General features: G+C 49.9%; 17 protein-coding genes. 7 read left to right on the plus strand and 10 right to left on the minus strand.

Annotation, left to right across the window (positions count from 1 at the left end):
* Positions 1 to 82 precede the first annotated feature (82 nt).
* On the minus strand, positions 83 to 1,060 hold the full coding sequence (locus AB1656_01415; GenBank protein ID MEW6234021.1) for a hypothetical protein: 978 nt from the start codon (positions 1,058 to 1,060) through the stop codon (positions 83 to 85).
* Between the two features lie 95 nt (positions 1,061 to 1,155).
* Positions 1,156 to 2,493 (minus strand): GntP family permease, encoded by a 1,338-nt coding sequence (locus tag AB1656_01420; protein ID MEW6234022.1) that lies wholly within the window; start codon positions 2,491 to 2,493, stop codon positions 1,156 to 1,158.
* Between the two features lie 304 nt (positions 2,494 to 2,797).
* On the opposite strand from AB1656_01420, the gene AB1656_01425 reads away from it, so the two are divergent.
* The gene (locus AB1656_01425) at positions 2,798 to 3,421 is read left to right on the plus strand and encodes a type II secretion system protein (GenBank protein ID MEW6234023.1); all 624 of its coding nucleotides are present in this window, start codon (positions 2,798 to 2,800) and stop codon (positions 3,419 to 3,421) included.
* A 16-nt stretch (positions 3,422 to 3,437) separates the two neighbouring features.
* Here AB1656_01425 and AB1656_01430 read toward each other — a convergent pair whose 3' ends face one another.
* From AB1656_01430 to arsS, 3 genes are all read right to left on the minus strand, one after another.
* Positions 3,438 to 4,592, minus strand: a complete 1,155-nt coding sequence (locus AB1656_01430; protein ID MEW6234024.1) for a hypothetical protein — start codon at positions 4,590 to 4,592, stop codon at positions 3,438 to 3,440.
* Positions 4,593 to 4,736: 144 nt separating this feature from the next.
* On the minus strand, positions 4,737 to 5,594 hold the full coding sequence (locus AB1656_01435; protein ID MEW6234025.1) for a dockerin type I domain-containing protein: 858 nt from the start codon (positions 5,592 to 5,594) through the stop codon (positions 4,737 to 4,739).
* Positions 5,595 to 5,837: 243 nt separating this feature from the next.
* Positions 5,838 to 6,803, minus strand: a complete 966-nt coding sequence (gene arsS / locus AB1656_01440; protein ID MEW6234026.1) for an arsenosugar biosynthesis radical SAM (seleno)protein ArsS — start codon at positions 6,801 to 6,803, stop codon at positions 5,838 to 5,840.
* A gap of 450 nt (positions 6,804 to 7,253) precedes the next feature.
* Here arsS and AB1656_01445 point away from each other — a divergent pair, with 450 nt between their 5' ends.
* The 4 genes from AB1656_01445 to AB1656_01460 all read left to right on the plus strand — a co-directional run bounded on the left by AB1656_01445 (position 7,254) and on the right by AB1656_01460 (position 13,155).
* Complete coding sequence (locus AB1656_01445) at positions 7,254 to 9,620, plus strand: DNA translocase FtsK (GenBank protein ID MEW6234027.1); 2,367 nt, start codon at positions 7,254 to 7,256, stop codon at positions 9,618 to 9,620.
* A gap of 179 nt (positions 9,621 to 9,799) precedes the next feature.
* Entirely contained in the window at positions 9,800 to 11,344 is a 1,545-nt protein-coding gene (locus AB1656_01450) for a phenylacetate--CoA ligase family protein (GenBank protein ID MEW6234028.1), read from the plus strand.
* Positions 11,345 to 11,410: 66 nt separating this feature from the next.
* Positions 11,411 to 11,758, plus strand: coding sequence for a DNA translocase FtsK (locus AB1656_01455; GenBank protein MEW6234029.1), 348 nt, complete (start codon positions 11,411 to 11,413; stop codon positions 11,756 to 11,758).
* 428 nt (positions 11,759 to 12,186) lie between these two features.
* Complete coding sequence (locus AB1656_01460; GenBank protein MEW6234030.1) at positions 12,187 to 13,155, plus strand: hypothetical protein; 969 nt, start codon at positions 12,187 to 12,189, stop codon at positions 13,153 to 13,155.
* A 285-nt stretch (positions 13,156 to 13,440) separates the two neighbouring features.
* Here AB1656_01460 and AB1656_01465 read toward each other — a convergent pair whose 3' ends face one another.
* The 5 genes from AB1656_01465 to AB1656_01485 form a co-directional block, all read right to left on the minus strand.
* Positions 13,441 to 13,980 carry a DUF4416 family protein gene (locus tag AB1656_01465; protein ID MEW6234031.1) on the minus strand — a complete coding sequence of 180 codons (540 nt, stop codon included), beginning with the start codon at positions 13,978 to 13,980 and terminating at the stop codon, positions 13,441 to 13,443.
* 523 nt (positions 13,981 to 14,503) lie between these two features.
* Positions 14,504 to 15,103 (minus strand): hypothetical protein, encoded by a 600-nt coding sequence (locus tag AB1656_01470; GenBank protein MEW6234032.1) that lies wholly within the window; start codon positions 15,101 to 15,103, stop codon positions 14,504 to 14,506.
* Positions 15,104 to 15,142: 39 nt separating this feature from the next.
* Positions 15,143 to 15,526 carry a hypothetical protein gene (locus AB1656_01475; GenBank protein MEW6234033.1) on the minus strand — a complete coding sequence of 128 codons (384 nt, stop codon included), beginning with the start codon at positions 15,524 to 15,526 and terminating at the stop codon, positions 15,143 to 15,145.
* Between the two features lie 60 nt (positions 15,527 to 15,586).
* The gene (locus AB1656_01480; protein ID MEW6234034.1) at positions 15,587 to 16,078 is read right to left on the minus strand and encodes a septal ring lytic transglycosylase RlpA family protein; all 492 of its coding nucleotides are present in this window, start codon (positions 16,076 to 16,078) and stop codon (positions 15,587 to 15,589) included.
* Between the two features lie 77 nt (positions 16,079 to 16,155).
* Positions 16,156 to 16,587: an ATP-binding protein gene (locus AB1656_01485; protein MEW6234035.1), complete on the minus strand. Its 432-nt coding sequence runs from the start codon at positions 16,585 to 16,587 to the stop codon at positions 16,156 to 16,158.
* Positions 16,588 to 16,748: 161 nt separating this feature from the next.
* Between AB1656_01485 and AB1656_01490 the strand changes: the two genes are divergently transcribed.
* Entirely contained in the window at positions 16,749 to 17,381 is a 633-nt protein-coding gene (locus tag AB1656_01490; GenBank protein MEW6234036.1) for a pentapeptide repeat-containing protein, read from the plus strand.
* Entirely contained in the window at positions 17,378 to 17,941 is a 564-nt protein-coding gene (locus tag AB1656_01495; protein ID MEW6234037.1) for an MBL fold metallo-hydrolase, read from the plus strand. Before AB1656_01490 ends, AB1656_01495 begins: the two co-directional genes overlap by 4 nt.
* The last annotated feature ends 125 nt before the right edge of the window (positions 17,942 to 18,066 follow it).

Genomic DNA, 18,066 nt, shown 5'->3' on the forward strand with positions numbered 1-18,066 from the left:
CAACTACAATTCAATGTGTATACTATATTGATAGTCATAGATGGGATAAGGAAATTTGTAAAGGGGGAAATTATACAATCAATTATTTTTCGACGACTCTTCTTACTTCAGGCGGCTGAACTGTTACCTCCATTTCATAAATGAATTCGAGAATTTTGTTCAATGGATGTTGGTATCCATAGAGATTCTTTTTCCCAAAGAATCTATTGTAATTTTTAATATATTCGATGAGAAAGGATTCAATTTTTTCCAGGTGTTGACCTTCCTGGTAACAAATAATCATTTTATAAAATGGGATATCAAGATTGTCCTGATATACTTCTGGAGTGATGGTTGAATTGGAAAAGTGATTCTCAACTTCGTTGATTTTGGAAAGTGCTTCATTTGTATTGCCATCGATCGCCATACATAACGACATTGCAATATCACGAGCATAGGGTCTTTGAGTAGAAGAACTAAGTTTAGGATAGATATCCTCAATTGCCATCCGTTTGGGATTTAATATTTTATACTGATGTAGTCTTAGGAAGAAAATGATTAAATCATCTCCTAATCCATGAAATCTTCGGATCTCATTATTGTAATCATCCGTGACGGTCCGCTCATATTCATCTATTGTTAAAAGGTTGAAATTTCCGGTTTCCTCAAGTAATGCATTAATATTCCAGAAAGGGTGGCCCTTCCATTTTTTGACAATGCCTTGCTTCATCAAAGCCATGGCTTGGTCGATATTTCCCAGTCGCCCAATGAGTCTCGCTCGGGCAAGTTGAGCATACCCAAAGATTTCACTGTCTTCGTTGATTATGCCAAGGAAATCATTAATCGAGTTTAAAGCATCTTCATTTTTTTCCAGGGTAAGTGAAAAATGGATTAAATTATCTATAGATTCGATCCGAACATCCATATCAGTTGAGTTTTGTAACTCTTGTTTAGCTTGTTCAAATTTTTCGGTGGGAAATAAATTAATACTACCCTCATCGGATGCAGCAAGAATAGGGTTATCACCTGCAAACGCAACCACCGAACAATTAATAATCAATGCGAAAACGATTATTTTCATGCTTTTTACCCCTTTTTTCTGTTTCTCAACTTGGAACCAATCTCAAAATTCCTAATTTTTTCTTCCGCCGTCGATGATGCCCGCACTCCCGGAAATTACAAGAAAAAAGTAAAAATCGCCCACGCCGCCGCGCCTGCCGTCAGCGATTCTATTATGCTGCCGATGGAATGCAGTTTGTATCCCGTCAGCGCGTCCATTTTGGAAAATTGCGTTACCACCCAAAAATAACTGTCGTTGGCGTGGGAGACGAACATCGATCCCGCTCCGATCGTTACTACGGCTAGCGCCACTTGCGGAGGAGTAACGAATCCCAACGAGACCGCCAGCGGTTTGAGAATCGTCGCGGTCGTAATGATGGCGACCGTAGATGAGCCTTGAGCGGTTTTGATGGCGGCGGCGAGCAGAAACGGCAGCCAGATTCCTAGATTCATTTTCATCAGCGGTTCGCCGACGGCGTCCTTGATGCCGGAGTTTTTCAATACTTCCCCAAAAGAACCGCCCGCTCCCGTAATGGCGATGATGATGGCGGCGCTGGTCAGCGCCTCGCCTACCCAACCCGTCGTGGAAAACATGGACGGTTCCTTCTTCTTGGGCAAAGCGAATGCGATAAAGACGCCAATCAGCAAAGCAACGACCGGGCTGCCTATGAATAAAAGAAAAGATTTCGTCCCGCCTTGGCCGAAGGGATTCGATGGATAGGCGGCGATGGAATTAAGAACAATTAGCGCCAAGGGCATAAGAATGGGAATCATAGAAATAGCGGCGCCAGGAGCGTCGGCGGCTCTGCGCCGCAATTCTTCTTCCGAGAGTTCCGGCGCGGGATCGATCCATACTCGCGAAGCGCAAGTCATGGCGAAGAGCCAGCCCGCCATCATGGCGATGAAGGCCACTATAGCGCCGTACATAATCACCAAGCCAAGGTCGGCTTTAAGCATTTCCGCCGCGAATATGGGGCCGGGCGTAGGCGGAACCATCGTATGCGTTGCGTACAATCCCAGACTCAACGCGATGGCGCAGGAGGCGAGGGTTATGCCGCTCTTTTTACATAACGCCTTGGCTAACGGCGTTAGAATCACGAAGCCGGAGTCGCAAAAAACGGGGATGGAGACGATATAGCCGATAAAGGACATGGCGAGCGGGACGTTTTTCTCGCCGGTCAATTTCAATATCTTTCCTGCAATGGCGAACGCGCCGCCGGATTTTTCCAAAAACACGCCGATAATCGTTCCGGCGATGATGACGATTCCGATTTTTCCCACGGTATCGCCGAAACCGCCATTCACCGATTTCACGAGTTCCGCCAGGGGCATTCCCGAACAGACGCCGAAGCCGAACGCCGTCAATAGCAATACCAGAAACGGATGCAACTTGAATTTGGCGGTTCCCAAGATGATAAAGATGACGGAGGCGGCGAGAAGCAGACCCAGGCGCATGATTTGGTTTTCCCGATTGGAGAATGGATAAGATAGGTGAGGCTCTTGCAAAAATGATTAAATCCGCTTTTCAATTCTCCCCCCAAGCTTGGGGGGAGTTAGAGGGGGGTTGATTTTAATGGACTTACGTTAACCCCCTCCTGACCTCCCCCAAGTTTGGGGGAGGAATAAAAGAATTTTGCAAGAGGCTCAAGTATAAGCTAATTGCGTTAATCTAATGGAATCCTTTGACGAACTCAAGACTATATTGTTGAAAATGATATAATGCTTCTATCGGACTAATATAATGAAAGGGGGAAAAGATATGAATACGCGGACGAGAGGTTTCACGCTGATCGAATTGTTGATCGTCGTCGCCATTATTGGAGTTCTCGCGGCCATCGCCGTTCCGAACTTCTTGAATGCGCAGGTCAGAGCCAAAGTGGCGAGGACGGAAGCGGATATGCGCAATCTCAAAACGGCGATCGAATCCTATCAACTCGATTACAACAATTTTCCCATGGCGCGCTACAATCCCATCACCCATGAAACCGGCCAAATCAAACTCTCCAACCGCTTTATCCCGCTTACCACGCCCGTCAGCTACATGAGCGCCATCCCCAGCGATCCCTTCTGGAATCAATTAAGCGCAGAACGGCCCGATTTCTTCGATACCTATGATTATTTCGACAACTGGTCGGGCGTGAATTACGATAAAGGGGAAGCCGGATCGGGAACGCGAGGGTATAGTTACCGTCTCGCCAGCGCCGGGCCGGATAATGTCATGTGTTGGGGCAATCCGAGCCACTTTTTCGACGCCAAGCATTCCGGCGCCGACTATAATTCGTCCAATGGCGTCGTATCCGACGGCGATATCGTGACGGTAGGGGGTTCGGTGGTCAATTCCCGCTGGGTGGTGGAATATCCATTGACGCAATATCCGCGATGATAACAAACCTGGATATTTACTCTCTGGCCGTCTTCAAATATTCCAGAAGTTTCAGCCGTCCCATTCGGGCGTAGAGCATTTTCACGCGTTGATAGCCGGTTCCATAGGGGGAGTCGCGGCGGGATTCCAATTTTTCCAGCGCTTCTTTATAGCCTTTCATGCGCAGCGTCTCCGCCGCGCACCATTGGGCGAAGCCTTCCTTGAGTTCTTTGGATTGATCGAGAGGGCAGTTTTCCGCCTGCCAGGCGTGGGCGAATTCGTGAGCGGCGGTTTCGTAAAGCATCTCTTCCGGCAAGCCGTAGAGAAGATAGATATCCGATTTGCCGTTTTTCAATCGATATAATCCCAACTCTTCGCCATAAAGCGGGCTGTCGGAAGAACCGCCATTTTTGGCGGCCAGAGCGCCGACGGACGATTCACGGTTCAATTGCTCGACATGCAACTCATAGGGCTGCGTCACATTCAATCCCAGCCGCGTACGCGCCAGGCTTTCCGCCGTCTGCATGATTTTCGTAATCTGCTTCACGTCGATAATCGCCCGCCGGTTGCAGGCGTCGCAAATGGAGCGTCCGTCGGGAAATTTCCAAAAATGATCGCCGACGGGTACGCCGCAGATATAGCATTTATCCCGGTGCAGTTTGCAATCGGAGCAATAGACGCCGTCGGAAAATTTGAATTTGAAATATTCTCCGGTAATGGCCTTGCCGCAGGCGGCGCAGTGCGGCAATTTGGGCAAGCAGCGCCAACAAGCCCCCGAATCCTTATCCAGCTTGCCGGGAGGCGTTGGCAATTTGCATACGGAACACTTGGGATAGGCGTCGTAGCATCGCTCGCAAAAAATCTCGCCGCCCTCTTTCGAACTGTAATAATGTCCCTTGATGCGAAGCCCGCAAAGTGAACAGTATTTGGCTTCGGCGATGCAGGATCGGCAAAGCCTTTCCCCTTTATAAATTGTGAGGTTTTGCGGATTGTTAGGCAGGTTGCAGGCTTGGCAGCGGGGTTTGGTTTGATCGCAAGCCAGGCAGACCGTCAGCGTCTGCGAATTATTGGCATATGTAATGTAACGCCCCTGAATTTCCTTGCCGCATAAATCGCACTTGAGACCGGCGATGGACTCGGCGGCCCCCAATAGGCTCCATAAAAAAATGCAAAATAATAACGCTCGTCTCATGATTCTTTTCGTTTTTCATTATATCGTAAAATTCCTTTTTCACAATGAAAAAACGAATCGGCGAAACCAGCGGGCTTATTTCTGTTTTATTTCAGTTCAAACATCCGTCGGGTGGGCTTCAAGGCAAAGGGTTGCTCTTATCCCTCATTGAAACCAAAACATGCGCAAAATCAATAAATCAATGGCATTGACGGCGCCGTCGCCGTTAATATCGGCTCGCGTGCGCAGATTAGGCGTCGCCGTGGGCATAGGAGTTGGAGTCGCCGTTAATGGCGGCGTTGGCGTGGGCGTTTTCGCAGGGGTGGGAGTAGGCGTTGGGGTTCCTTCGATGGCGTAAACGAATTTCGTGAGATCCATGACGCTCCAGGGCGCGGTTTTATCGTAACTCAGATTGTTGGAACTTTTTGAAATGGAAAAAGCAAGAAGGTTGTTATTCAATTTATACTCGAAACCGGAACGGCTTTCCCCGGGCAGTGGAGTGGCGCTGCGGGCGGGAACGCCGATGTTGATTTTTTGGGAGAAATCGAAATGATAATAGCGCAAAACCGTATTGACGATGCCGTCGCCGTTGATATCCCGATTCGAAGAATATTCGTCGTGAAGAAATATCATATATCGCCCGTCTTGGGGAAGAATGACCGATCCGGGAACGCCGTCCTCTTCCGTATCCCATATTTTTTTGGTTTTCAAATCCAAGTAATAAAAACGCTTGTTGTCGGAACTGCTATCGGCAAGACTGGAAAACACGATGCGCGAATCGGACGAGGCTTCCAATCGGGCGCCGCTGATCTCCTGGCTTTCGATGGCTAGCGCACGGATCGCCGTCGGCTTTTTCCCCGTCTTTTGGGCGTAATCCACGGGGATTTTCGTTGGCATGGGCGTAATATTCTGAGCCTGTCCCGCTTGGACGGCGAAAAGGAAAAGCCCGGCGAGAAAACCTGCGATTTTCCTGCCCATTTTACGAGGAGTCGGAATCATGATTCGATAAGGATTATGAAACATTGAATTGCCCTTTCTTCTTGCATACCTTTCGAATTCGATATCGCAACGGCGCCGCGCATCGCTATGAAATCATTTTATGGTTAGGAATGCATGAATCCAAAAACGCTGGGGAAGATAATCGGTCGATATTCCCATCATATTGCAGCTGAGAGAAATAATGAATCCATCAAAGCCGATTTGGAATGAATTTTCCGCATTGCGAAAAATGACGGCAATAATGATGAACTAGATATTCGTCTCATTTCACGCAAGCGAATGGATTAGCGATCCCGAACAAGAGGATCCGCAGCCGGCCGTGCAGCCGAAACAATGTTCGCCGGTAACGATGGGGCGATGGACGAGAACGGCGGGATCGAAATCGCGGATATGACGGGGGACGGAAGCATCGACGCCCCAACGCAGCGCCAGGTTGAAGTCGCAATCGAAAAGCGTCCCGTCCCAATTCACGTTGATTTGATGGCGGCACATCAGATAGTCCAGCGTTTCGGGATTGAAAGAATCCATGAGGAGCCGCAAGTACTCTCCGTCTTTTTTCTGCTGGCGCAACGCGGCGAGGAAACGCCCGATGGGCATGTTGGCGATGCAGATAAGATGGGTGAATTCAACGCCAAAGCGCACTTTCAGTTCGCGGCGGTAATCTTCCTGCAATGCAGCTTGTTTGGGGGGAAGCAAAGGGCCGAGGGGATTGTAAACCAGGTTCAAAGGCAATTCGGGTTCGATCCCGTATCCATAAGAATTCAACAATAGCAGCGCCTGAATGCTTTTGGCGTAAACCCCCGCTCCGCGCTGCGAGTCGACATTTTTCTCAAGATAACAGGGCAGGGAAGCGGCCAGAGGAATTTGCCGATCGCGTAAGAAGGCGGGTATGTCCTTCATTTCAGGTTCCAAAAGAACCGTGAGATTGGTGCGGACTTGCGTTAAAAAACCTTCTTGGCGTAAAAGTTCCACAAACCGGAGAAAATGGGGATGGAGTTCAGGCGCGCCGCCGGTGATATCGATCAGGCGGCAACGGCTTTTACGAGCCGCCTCGGCGACCATCTCCATGATTTCCCAACTCATCGATTCGCGGCGGCGGGGAGAGGCGGCGACATGACAATGTACGCATTCCTGGTTGCAAACTAATCCAATATTCGCTTGGATCGTATCCAAATCGGCGCAGCGCAAAGAAGAACTCATTGTTTCCAATATCCGCCGCTCGAAATCGTTCATGCCTTGGCTCTTTTCTATCAGTAGGTTGGGCTAAAAGCGAAGCGTAGCCCACCATTTTCTATTTGTGAATCGGTATCATTTTATCGTGAATGACGGCATAAACCAATTAAGTAGAACGAAATTTGCTTTTCCAATGAGCATGAATAGAAGGCGCGGGTAATCCGATCGCATAAAACGAGATAAATCGAGGTTTTTTCTTTATCTGACCGCTTTTCCCTCGTCTTTAATCGTTGTTATTAATTTTTTTTTGACAATCAGTATAATATCATTATACTTAATAGGCTTGTAAAGAATGATTTAAACCTTTTTTTCTAGACTAGCGCTTAACGTTTGATGGGACCCGTCGATATTACCGTACAAGAGGTTTTAATGGTGGCTCGCAGTAAACAAAAGAGCATGAAACAAGATAAGCCTCTTCCATTGAAAAAGTTATCCGAGGCGTTTGTGAATATGACGGTGCATACCCAAGAAGCCGTGGCCGATGCTTGGCGGGAAATGGACGGCGACCGGCGCCGGGAAATTCTTTCCGTTCCCTTGTTCGCGCTGGCGTTAATTTCCCTGTTGGCGCTGCTTTCCTACACTCCCGCCGACATGTCCGCCTATCAAAGTTGGGGCGGAGAACAACCGATTCATAACTGGATCGGCAAACCGGGCGCCTGGCTGGCGAATTCGATCATTTTTCTCTTTGGCGCGGCGGGGTATTCTCTACCAGCCTGGCTGCTGTTTTGGGGAATCGACCGTCTGCGAAACGGATCCAATTCGTCTATCCGCTTTTTACGTATCGCGGGATGCTTGCTACTGTTAATCGCGACTTCGAGTTTTTTAGGACTCGCGTCTTCCTCCGTCAACCGCAGCCTAAGCGACGAACAATTGTGGCGCATAGGCGGGGCTTTGGGGTATACGCTCTGCAAACGGCTGGCGCAATTAGGCCAGGCGGGGGCGTTCATCGTCAATCTTTCCCTGATGGCGGTAACGGCGCTGTTCTGTACGCCCATTCTCTTTGCCAACGCCGTCAGAAGAGCCGCTGAAACCATAACGTCGCTGGGCGCCAGAACTCAGCTCGATGACGAGGATTGCGAAGAGGATTATGAAGCCTGCGAGGACGAATCGACATCGTCTCTGAAGAGATATTCCGGAAACAGAATCGTCTTGCAACCGTTGCGAGAAGGCTGCGGCATCGATGCGGAACCCATGATTTCCATCGAAGGCGATAACTGGCGCGAACTGGATAGTGAAAGAGCGGCGGCGCTGCCTCCCCTGGAGATAAAAGACAGCGGCGAATTGCGCATCGTCACCCGCGAGGAAGAACCGTCCGCCGAAATCGATCTCGGCGTCAATCTGATTCAAACCCCAACCCATGACGACTATCAACTGCCCCCCATCACTCTGCTGGAAAAGCCGGAAAACGCCCGCCCGGAAGTAGAGCGGGAGGAGATTATCTATAATTCCCAAATCCTGGAACAAACGCTGAAGGATTTCAACATCGCCGCCAAAGTAGTGGAGGTGAATTATGGCCCCACCATCACTTGCTATGAGTTGGAACCGGCGCCGGGCATTAAAATCAGCCGCATCGAAAATCTGGTCAACGACATCACCCGCGCTTTGAAGGCCATCAGCGTGCGCATTGTCGCGCCTATCCCCGGCAAAGGAACGGTGGGCGTGGAAGTGCCTAACCGCACCCGCCTGGACGTGCTGCTGCGGGAACTGATCGCTTGCGAAGCCTATCAGAAGAAAAAGTCGAAACTGAATATTGGCCTGGGTAAAACCATCAGCGGCGAACCCTATATCACCGACCTCGTCAAAGCCCCGCATCTCTTGGTAGCCGGCGCTACCGGTTCGGGCAAATCGGTCTGCATCAATACCATCATTACGTCGATTCTTTATAACGCCGCGCCGCACGAAGTCAAACTGCTGCTCGTCGATCCCAAGCAAGTGGAATTGGCGCTGTACAAAGACATCCCTCATCTCCTCTCCCCCGTGGTCACCGATTGCAGGAAAGCGGGAGCGGCCTTGCGCTGGGCGGTGGAAGAGATGGAAACGCGCTACCGCTATCTCAAAAAAGCCAGCGTGCGCAATATTAAAGAATACAACGCCAAACGCATGGCCCAGCAAATGAAAGAATTGCCGGAAACGGAATCGTCGACTGTCTTGCCCGGCTTTTTGCCCTATATCGTCATCATCATCGACGAACTAGCCGATCTGATGATGGTGGTGCGGGCGGAAGTGGAAGCGGCGATCGCGCGGCTGGCGGCGATGGCGCGCGCGGTAGGCATCCACCTGGTGCTGGCGACGCAACGCCCATCCGTGGACGTTCTGACCGGCGTCATCAAGAATAATTTTCCCGCCCGCATTGCGTTCCAGGTCTCCTCGACCACCGATTCGCGCACGATCCTGGACATGAAAGGCGCCGAGAGCCTCATGGGCCGGGGCGATATGCTCTTCTCGCCCGGCGGCGCCAATAAACCCATCCGCATCCAAGGCGCGTTCATCTCCACCGAGGAAGTGGAAGAAGTCGTGGATTTCGTCAAATCGCAGCAGGATGTGGAGTACGTGCAGGAAGAATTCACTCCCCTCGAAGACGAATCCGCGCCGAGCGGCTATGGCGGCGACGATACCGAATCGACGGACGATTTGTACAACGAGGCCGTAAATATCGTTCTGGAAAACGACGCCGCCTCCACTTCGCTGCTGCAACGGCGGCTGAAGATCGGCTATGGCCGCGCCGCGCGACTGCTGGACTTAATGGAAGAACGCGGCCTCGTCGGCCCCCCGCGCGGCAGCAAACCCCGCGAAGTCGTGATGAACAACCTTCCCTAACGGATCCATCTTCCCTCTTGACAATCGCTCTTTAATTGTATGAGAATCAAATAACTCTACTTTTGCAATATAATCGTTATTTTGGCCGTCTGTCGCGCCTGATAGGGTTACGGCATTTATCTTGTAGAAGCATTTTTCTTATTGCGATGCAGGCGGACTGGCCGGTATAGGAAAAACGAATGATCAAGATCGGATTCATCGACAGGCTTCATATGTTGTTTATCAGGCTTATTGACAATGTGCAGGCTGGCATTTTGAAAAGCTATCCGATCTTTACTTATATCGTGAGCCACGCTCCCCAAAAATACGGGGCGCGGGCATGCGGTTATCGCGCATTCAAAGAATTCCTTATTGCCTATAGAAATGCGCCTGCGTATAAGGATTTTCTTGATCGGTGCGGCTGGACTTGTACGACGCGCGATGCCAATGTGCTCTTTAAGACGCTGCCTGTCAGCGATAAGGCGAACTATATTTTGCCCTATCGGACAGAGGACAGATGTCTTCATGGAAAGTTTTTGTTTAAAGGCGTTGTGATCGATGAGTCGTCAGGGGCTACCGGGATTCCCTATAATTGGGTGAGAAGCCAGCGAGAGAGGGAGGTCGTTAAGAATCTTATAGGAGTATATTTACGATATTGTTTCGGCAATAAGAAGTTTATTGTTCTCAATACGTTTAGTATGGGGGCATGGGCGACCGGATTCAATATGGCGCTTGCGGCTCAGAGTCTGGGAGCCGTCAAGTCGACCGGTCCCGATATCGAAAAAATTTTGCGTACGCTGCAGTTCTTCGGGAGTAAATATCCCTATATTCTTAACGGCTATCCGCCATTTCTCAAACATCTTTTCGATGAAGGCGAAAAACGGGGATTCGCGTGGAAGGACTATGAGATCCATGCAATTGTCGGCGGCGAGGGGATGTCGGAAGGATTGCGCGATTATTTGTTGCGGCATGCAAGAACGGTATTCTCCGGTTATGGAGCCTCCGACCTTGAGATTGGGATTGGCGGCGAGAATCCTTTGACGGTCATGATTAGAAAACTATGTCTTAAGGATCCGGCGCTTAAGAAAACGCTCTTTGGCGGCGATCATAGGCTGCCGATGTTGTTTCAGTATAACCCCCTCGATCATTTTATCGAGATTATCGACCGCGAAATCGTCGTTACGATAAGCAAGCCGTGGACGCTTTCGCCGCGGATACGATATAACATCAAGGACGAAGGCGGCATGATGACCTTCGACGATATGAAGGAAAGGCTGCGATTGCATAATATCGATTTATTCGGGTTGGAGAGAAAATGCAATTATCCTCGTTGGTATCTGCCGTTTTTATTCGTTTACGGGAGAAAAGATAGTACGGTTTCAGTGATGGGCGCTAACATTTATCCTGAAGATGTAGAAAGTATAATCTATTCGGATATTGTTTTGGCGGGCAGCATTAATTCATTTTCTATTTCGCTGGAAGAAGACGCCCAAGGCAATCCGCGTCCTTGTTTTGAATTTGAGTTATTGGATATAAATCAAAAAGACAAAGTAGAAGAAAAGTTGAGCGCTCTATTATCTTCGGGATTGGCGAAATTGAGTTTGGATTATAAGAAAGCCCAAGAAGAATATCCTCAGGCAATGGAGCCTGTTTTAAGGATTTTTCGTATGCAAGAGGGGCCTTTTAAAGACAATCAAGATCGAATAAAAAAGCGCTATGTTAAACAAAATATAAAGAAGTTATGAAAAAGTCTTTATCCGTACTTTCAGATGCCAAATGAACGTTCGAATTCAGAGGCGATCTGCGGGCAGATGATCGAAGCCCGATATCGGCTTGGAGATAACCAAGAGGAAACCGGAGTAGTCATCTTTAGCGCCTGTTCTGTGCGCAAGCATGTGGAGAGTAAGGTTTGGTCTGAAGTCGGCCTTCTTGTTAAACGAACGACGAACGGCCAATTTTCGGCATCGTCGGCTGCATGGTCAATTGTTACCGCGAAGAGATATTTCAGCGCACGCCGTACGACTTTACTCTTACAGCGGCGGCTGAAGATCGGATATGGCCGCGCCGCGCGCATGTTGGACTTAATGGAAGAACGCGGCATCGTAGGCCCCCCGCGCGGCAACAAACCCCGCGAAGTAGTGATGAACAATCTTACCTAAATCATCCTCTCAACGCAGAGACTATCGGAATGGCAGGATGAATCGCGTTTTTTATCCGTTGCGTTTTTGAAACATTTCGAAGATCATAGGGTGGATCGAGCGAAGCGAGCCTTACCAATGTCTATGCAATCCATTAGGGTGGACGGCTCATCTGGAGATTCGCTCTCCCTAAATTCTCATACTAACAAAAAGAACCATTGGGTGGACTCAAAGCGAAGCGCAGCCCGCCATCATAGGCGACACAGTGACAGGGAGACAGGGAGACAGGGAGACAGGGAGACAGGGAGACAGGGAGACAGGGAGACAGGCGCGTAGGGTGGGCTCAAAGCGAAGCGTAGCCCACCTATTCTCAGAGTCTCAAATTGGATTACAATCGAAAATGAATATCCGTATCTTGGCTGATCCTATCGTCGGAAAAGGGGAGCAACATGCCTAACGAATTGAATCGCAGAACATTCATCCAGCAGTCGATTCTAACGTCGGCGGGCGGCGCGTTGGCGATGCGGGCGAATGGGGAGGAGTCGGACGAGAAACAAACGCAGCCGCAAGCCGCCGATTCGCTGCCGAAAGGGAAGATCGGCGATTTGATGGTCAGCCGTATCTTGCTGGGAGGCAACCTGCTGACCCATTTCACCCACAGCCGCGATTTGAAATACGTCTACAACCTGGCGGCGCAATACAACACGGAAAAGAAAATCCACGAAACCCTCGCTGTGGCCGAAGCCCACGGCGTCGATACCCTGGTGATCCATACTCAGCCCTGGGCGATGAACGTCATTAAGAAATACCGGGATGAGCTGGGCGGCAAGATCAAGTGGATTATCTGCCCCACGGCGGAAATCAACGACTCGATGGAGGAATATCGCCAACAGGTTCAGCAAGTCGTCGAAATGGGCGTGGAGGCGATTTATCTTTGGGGCGTGCGGGGCGATCAACTGGTTTCTCAAGGACGAGTGGATTTAATCACCAAAGCGGTGGAAACGGCCAAACAGTTCGGCGTCCCCTCCGGCGTCGGCGCGCATAATATTCAAGTCATCGCCGAATGCGAGAAAAACAAAATCGCCGCCGATTTTTATATTAAGACATTCCATCATCATAACTATCCCACCGGACCAAAACCGGAAGAGCTCAAGAGTCCGATAGCGGAAATTCCCGGCTATTGGTGCAGCAATCCGCAAGAAGTTATCGAGGTCATGAAACCGTCGACCAAGCCTTGGATCGCCTTCAAAGTCATGGCGGCGGGCGCCATTCCCCCGGAAAACGCCTTCCAATACGCTTTCGACAACGGCGCCGATCATATCATCGCAGGCATGTTCGACTTCGAAATCGCGGAAGACGTGCGCATCGCCAAAAAAGTATTGGCCAACGTCAACCGCACGCGACCGTGGAGAAGCTAGAAACTCATGTTATGCGTAATAAAAAGGAAAGAGGCTTATTATTATCGCTGTTTTGAATCGCAAAAACGCAAAAGAAAAAGAAAATCACGAAAAAAAACGTTGACGCAAGAGATCGCGCTTTGAGAACGATTTTTCCGTGGAATCCAAAAGAATCCGCGATATCCATGATTCGATAATTTCGTGGAATTCGAGCCTTTTCGTAGTTTCGCGATTCAATAAGATAAACCAAAATAACTCCATCGTGTTTTTTATTCCGCGTACCATGAGTTAGTAAGATATGTTCTCTTATTCTCGTCGCAATTCTCCCCCGCGCCGCAGCTGCGCTTTCAGATTGCGCCGGATTTCCTGCAGAACGTCGCGGTGGTTGTAGTAATCGGCGTAAGTCCACGGCAGTTTGGCGAAACCGTCTTTTTGGTAGATCATCGTCACTTCGGCGTAGATGCCCTGGCCGAGATAAATGCGGTGGCTGAAAGGCTTGGTGCTGAGCAGCGCCAGATGTTGCAGCGCCATATAGCCGGGATCGAGATTGATCCGCCGCGAACCGTTCTCGGTCCATTCCTCTTCCCATCGATTGGTGACGATTTTGAACTCGGCGATCTTTTCCGGCGAGATGAGGTTTTGCAGCGACAGGTAGCGCCGGACGAGATTTTCCCCCATCTCCTTTCGATAATAATCCGTCTCCACGAAGGGAAACGGCTCGCTGAGATAATCGATAGGGCCGAACCGCCCCTCAATCCGCTTCAAGGCTTCCTCGAAAACGGCGGCATCGCGATAAAGAACGCCGAAGATAGGTTTGACGGGAGTAGGCGGCGTGAATTTTCCCAAAAATCAAGGCTCCTATTGGTTACTATTAATGACGATTCGGCAAAAAGTATTGATGATACTATCGGGTGACTACCTATTGTGGCGCAGGCATCTTGCCTGCGATATATCTTGTGCAGGCTGGAAGCCCGCACCCCCAAAAATTGACTTTTTGCCGTTCCGTCATTAATAGTTTCGATTGTTGTCATCGAAACTATCGGCAATTTTGTTTATGTAACTCCTGTTTCTCGCACTGGGTAATTAAAGGAGGCTCTTACTATCGCCGTTTGAATCACGAAAACGCGATATGAAAAAGAAAAACACGAAAAAAAAATCGTTGACGCAAGGAACCGCTTTGTATGTAAGATTTTTCCGTGAAATCCAAAAGAATCCGCGATATCCGTGATTCGAATATTTCGCGGAATTCGAGTTATTTCGCGTCTTCGTGATTCAAAAACGCAACCGATATAAAGCCCAATCACTACACGTAGACGGTTCCTCCAACGCACATGCGTGAAGCCTGCACTCACAGGCTGCATAACGTGAGTTAAATAATTCTGCTAATGTTAGCGCTTCTAATAGATTCGATTACTATCTTGGCATACTGGCAAAATCCATCCGCCGTCAGTTCGTCCGCCGCCGCTGCCAATGTTTTCAGCGAAATACTTTTGGTCTTGTATTGCGCCAGTTGATTTTTGGTTAACAAATAGAAGCGCCATTGATTCAAATCAAGCGCATTCCATAATAAGGTATTTTTTTCTATTTGTACGCAAAAAACGTATAAGTCCGCATTGTAAGTGGATATTGGCGCATATTGGTTTGTTTCTGCGTTCAACTTGCGTCCGCATAATCCCGAAAACACAATTCTGGAGGGCTGTTTTTGCTTCCATGTTTGCAAATATGCCGACGCTTTCACTTCAATCTTAATTCCATTTTCCATTATCAAATCCCATTCCGCCCATGAATCGCGAACGGAGAGAGGAATATCCAGCAATTTGGCTACTAGCCATTCGGCGAAAACGCCCCGGATATCATTGGAGCGAAGATCGCTGAACGCCCATTGCCAGAAATCGAGAACCGTATTGCGAATCAGTTCATTTTGCGAACTATCCAAGTATTCGCCGCCCGTCAGACGATTGGGTTTCACATATTCTAGCCAAACTGAATTTTCCATTGTTGAAATAATCTACTCGCCCCCCCGCTCAATAAGAATCCATTCTTCGGGGATGCTCCCTTTGGCCAGGAGTTCGTAGGCGATTTCGTCCATGAACCGCTCGCCCCAATCGTCCACCAAAAACAGCCGCTCCCCGATCTCTACGCAGCCGTCCTCTCCGCCGGGCGTAACCGGTTCGCTGCGCCAGAGCAGCGGGCCGCCCGGCGTTTCGTAGCCTTTGCAGACTAAGGTTTTCGGCGCGTCTCTTAAATAATAAAGCCCCAGCGCGGCGGAAAGGGGGGAGTCCAAGGCGTCGGGTTCGCCTTCGAAGTCGTCGAGCGGTTCCTCGCAGTATGCGCGAAGCAGTACCCCGTCCTCGTCGATCAGATAAATCTCTACGCGTTCGTTGGGTTCCATGATAGAAGCCGTCTGGCGCAAGCGCCGTCCGCATCGGTTCGCTGAGATCGGGACGAAGGATTAGAGGATTTCCAATTTGACCTGGGCAAGCCCTTGAGCGACGAAATCCAACTTCGTCGCTACTCCATAAGAAACGTCGATGATGCGCCCATTTTTGAACGGTCCCCGGTCGTTTATGCGCACGACGACGCTGCGGCGGTTTTCCAAATTGGTAACTCTCACCTGCGTTCCGAAGGGCAGCGTGGGGTGGGCGGCCGTCATGGCGTACATGTTGTAGGTTTCGCCGCTGGCCGTGGTGCGTTTATGGAATTCCCTTCCATAATACGAGGCTTCGCCGACCAGTGGGCCTGATTCCGCCGTTTCGCCCGGCGCTAATTCCTGGGGCTTTTTCGCCGACTTCTTTTCGGCGCCCGAACCTAGGCCGAATGTGGGGATGGGAATGGGCACTCGGACGATCTTAAAAGCCGCACAGCCTTCCATGAACAACAATAGCGCGCAAAGAAAAGACGCCAAGAGCCATCGGTTTTTACGTGAATTTCTCAACCCTGTCATAATTCCCTCATGGAATACAAAAGTAGTATGGATAATCTTATCCTTCTATTGAAAACATCGGCCGGCGTTTGGGCCGGTCAATGGGATTGTAAAATAGAGGCGGGACGGGAACGCTGCACGATGAAAGTGATCTCGTTTCCTTTATCGTTGAAACGCACTTCATGAGTAAATTGCGTGATGAGAAAAACGCCGCGTCCATGGGTTTTGAATAGATTGGCAACTTCTCTGGGGTCGATGAGTTTGGTACGATCGAAACCATCGCCCTCATCCCTGACAGTAACGGCAATGCAATTGGATTTGAAAGCGGCTTCCACCAGAATATCTTTTTCCTCCGCGTTGCGGTTGCCGTGGATGATGGCGTTGAGGAACGCCTCGTCCATCGCCAACCGAAGATTGAAGCAGGCCTCGCTGTCGAATTCGTATTCCTTAGCCTGATCCAGAATAGTCCGCTCCACAGGATAGATGTTCTCTATCTTGCTTTTGATTTGGAATTGGAGTCTTTTATCCATAAACCGATAACGATTCCTTATGGTTTTTTCGTCAAGAGCCGTTTTTAACCATTCTATTCCTAGTTTAATACTAAAGTGGCCTTCTCAATCCGTCAAGAGTAAATTTACTTTCGGCGGGGAGTTGTCTTGCCGAGACGAATCGCCTTGCTTACAATGAATTTATGAACGATAGCCTAAACCTCAATCTCTTCTTTCGCTTTATACCCTGCGCGGCGAAGGGATGGCCCCATCTGGCGCTGACGGGCGAGTCCGTCTGCTGGGAAGCGTTGGACGATCGAGCGGCGTATAAGCGCAAGGTTCTCGGCGCTCTACGGCGGAGCTGTTCTTTAGCGGGATGGATATTGGCGGGAGTGGATTTTTCCGGCGAAGATTTTCGCGGCGCCGATCTCTTCAGCGCTTGTTTGGCGCGATGCGATTTTTCCCGCGCCGATCTTTCCGGCGCCAATCTCTCCCACGCCCATCTGGAAGCGGCGATTTTGCGCGAAGCCAATCTGGCGGAAGCAAACCTCGAATTCGCCATCCTGGGACGCGCCGACCTCCGCCGCGCCAACCTCGCCGGAGCGCGCTTGCAACGCTCCAATCTTGTCGGAGTCCTGGCGCAGGAAGCCGATTGCTCCCGCGCCATGTTTTATTATTCCCGTCCCGGCAACGCCGATTTTTCCCGCTCCGTCTTTTACGGCGCCGATATTACCCGAGCTATCTTCCGCCGCGCCCGGCTGATTGGCGCCGACCTTTCCGGCGCCATAGGAACCGCCAATTTCGAAAATGCGGATTTGACGGGAGCCAAGCGATGATTCTCTTCCAGCCCTTTTTTCATAAAGAGGCGAACGAAGCCAATACTTATATTGTTGGCTGTGAGAGGACGGGAGAGGCGATTCTCGTGGATGCGGGCAGCGATTCGCCGCAGTACGACGCTTTCCTGCAACAAAAGAACGCCCGATTGACGGGGATATTTCTCACGCACCATCATTGGGATCACGACGGCGCGCTCGCTTCCATCTTCCAACGGCACGACGTTCCCGTCTATTCCTTCACCGGTTCCACGCCGAAAGGGAAAGCCGTCCAAGAAGGCGCAAAGATTCCAATAGGCCGACTCAACGCCCGCGTATTACAGACTACAGGCCACACGCCGAACTCGATATCGCTGGTAGTGGAGAATGTGCTCGTCTTTGTAGGAGATGCTCTTTTCGCCGGATCAATCGGCGGAACCTCCAACGAAGCGGCGAAGCGCGAAGAGATCGAAAACATCCGAACCAAGATTTTTATCCTGCCGGATGAAACTCTCCTATGCCCCGGCCACGGCCCCCTAACCACTGTAGGCATCGAAAAAAACGCCAATCCGTTTTTTGGATAGCTTCGATCGATTATTCCTGCCGCGCTCAAGCAAAGAAAAAAATGGAATTTAGACTTGATTTATACTACATTTTGTAGTACTCTTGTTTGTCGAATGCTTGAATGAATCCCAATTACTGGTTTGGA

This window comes from Candidatus Omnitrophota bacterium (assembly GCA_040755155.1).
Lineage (GTDB): Bacteria > Hinthialibacterota > Hinthialibacteria > Hinthialibacterales > Hinthialibacteraceae > JBFMBP01.